Origin of the sequence: Vibrio sp. 10N.222.46.A1, from assembly GCF_041473595.1 — a bacterium.
Lineage (GTDB): Bacteria > Pseudomonadota > Gammaproteobacteria > Enterobacterales > Vibrionaceae > Vibrio > Vibrio tasmaniensis_A.
The window spans coordinates 1-2,193 of record NZ_JBFRSN010000822.1 but is presented as its reverse complement, the minus strand read 5'-3'; the positions used below and the strand labels follow the sequence as shown (position 1 = coordinate 2,193).

Sequence of the window (2,193 nt, the reverse complement as noted above, 5' to 3'; positions counted from 1 at the left end):
GGGTTGGTCGCTTCACCTGTTCCGCCCATCTCTTTAGGGTAGCTCAACGCTACTGAAAGCAGATTGTCATCAGTAGAAACTTGGCCGTTACGACCCGCAGTAGCAGTCGCAGAAGTTGTGTAGAGTGTTGTCATTGTTTTAGTCCTTAATTATAATTTTTCGCAATTAGATTGTGCGCAACTTAATTTTAAAGCTAGCTTAATTGATAAAATTCGAGCGCGCAAGTATATTGTGCACAATTTAATTTATTGGTGAGGTGATCATGAGCGACCAAGATGACTATCTAAAGCTGGATAATCAGGTGTGTTTTGCGCTGTATAGTGCATCGAATGCAATGAGTAGGGCGTATCAACCTTTACTGAAAGCGCTTGACCTTACTTACTTGCAGTACATTGTGATGATGGTGCTGTGGGAAGAAAAAGAGATAAATGTCAAAGCCCTAGGCGCAAAAACGCATTTGGATTCAGGTACGTTGACGCCACTACTCAAGCGTTTGGAAACGAAAGGTTACGTGCTTAGAACTCGCAGTGCTGAAGATGAACGAGTTCGAGTTATTACACTGACGCCTGCAGGGGTAGAGCTCAAAGAGCAAGCGCAGACCGTTCCGGTTGAAATGCTGTGTCTTTCTAAGATGAATGAAGATGAGCTTAAATCGCTAAAAGCGCAGTGTGAGCAGTTGCTCGGCAATTTGACCAAGTAAGCACTTTTAGTTTTTGGCCATGGTAATCAGAAAATAAGAAAGCCCGTTAGTCCGGCTGTTAATAATCGGACTAACGGGCTTTTTGTATCTGCTGCCTTCTAAATGGCAACAGATAGTCTATTCAATTGGGATTTACCCCATAAACCAAGAGATAAAAATCAACGCACCAAAACCGAATGTTGCCATCAGTGCCGTATCGCCACCGCCTGCTGTATAGCTGCCTTCGGTTTGTAGGTGAGGGAAGTCAGGCCTACGAACCTTAACCACCATTGCGAGTGGTCCCCAGATAGCTAGGAACACCAACACCATGCCTGCATAGTCCAACATGCTCACGAACTGGCTTGCGAACAGCTCTGCTAATACCAAAGGCAATACAAAGGTCAGAGCATAAGCTAATGCTTTGTTGTTGGTGACTGCGTCTTTGTTTTGGTCATACAGCGCCATCGACACACCAAGGAAAGAGGTTACCAATGCCAGTACTGAGAACAGCGCAATAACTACCTTCAACCAAGAAGATTGACCGCTAAACTCTGAGATCAGTTCTGAAATGTTATGGAACTGACTGATAGCGTCTGTACCAAGGTTACCGATAATCGCGAACAACCAAGTTAGGTAGCAGATTAGTGGAATCACCGAGCCCAGCAGAATCATATTGCGGATCTGCTTTTGAGTCGCTTCTCGGTTGTAAATAACCAGTGACGGGATCACCACCATAGAGGCAAAGCTAGTAAAGATAACCGCGCTGTATTGCACCACGTCATTGGCCGTGTATTGGCTAGTTTGAGTTAGGTAATCTAGACGGATATTACTAAACAGAGAGGCAATAACAATGAAGAGCATCACCACCATCATGATGAATAGACCACGGTTTAATTTATCGATATAAGACTTACCCGCGACTACAATCACCCCCATCAATAGGCTGAAAACGGTATAAGCAGCGGATGCAGAGATGTCTACGCCGACGTCGAGCAGTAGCTTATGAATGATGTCGCCAACACCCAAGATATAGGCGATCAGCATGCAAACCAGTAGCAGGTAAAAGAGTGCATTGATAAAGTGTTTACCTTTGCTGCCCAGAGTTAGGTAAGCAACACTGCTCATGCCACTGTTGTCTTTCGTTTTGGTACACGCTTCTGCCAGTAGGAGTGCAGAGTAAGTGGTGCCGATAAAGATAAGTAGCATCAGCACTGAGCTGATCATGAAGCCAAACTGGGCCAACACCATGGGAATAGCAAGCATGCCAGCCCCTAATGCAGTTCCCGAAAGGATTAGGGAACTGCCGAATAATTTCATATTCAAAAAAACAACCTCTAGCGATCCAATTAATTTTTGTTTGGATTGTAAATGATTGTTTCCAAGACTAACAAAATACTCAGTAAAGTTAGGGGTTAAATTCTAATTATTTTTGAATTTTTCTAAAAAACTTACAAAGGTATTTCGGAGTATTATCTGTGATCGTTTGACGCATTTTCTTGGTGATTGTATTTGTT

Annotated in this window: 2 protein-coding genes and 1 pseudogene; 1 reads left to right on the top strand and 2 read right to left on the bottom strand. The window is 43.5% G+C overall.

The genetic code is table 11. From position 1 onward, the window contains the following. A pseudogene (locus AB4496_RS20565) lies at positions 1 to 134 on the bottom strand (organic hydroperoxide resistance protein); the annotation flags it as partial. A 128-nt stretch (positions 135 to 262) separates the two neighbouring features. Here AB4496_RS20565 and AB4496_RS20560 point away from each other — a divergent pair. Next, a complete protein-coding gene (locus tag AB4496_RS20560) occupies positions 263 to 700 on the top strand; it encodes a MarR family winged helix-turn-helix transcriptional regulator (RefSeq protein WP_029223898.1) in 438 nt (145 codons plus the stop codon). A 132-nt stretch (positions 701 to 832) separates the two neighbouring features. Here AB4496_RS20560 and AB4496_RS20555 read toward each other — a convergent pair whose 3' ends face one another. Continuing rightward, positions 833 to 1,996 carry an amino acid permease gene (locus AB4496_RS20555; RefSeq protein WP_102258253.1) on the bottom strand — a complete coding sequence of 388 codons (1,164 nt, stop codon included), beginning with the start codon at positions 1,994 to 1,996 and terminating at the stop codon, positions 833 to 835. Between the last annotated feature and the right edge of the window lie 197 nt (positions 1,997 to 2,193).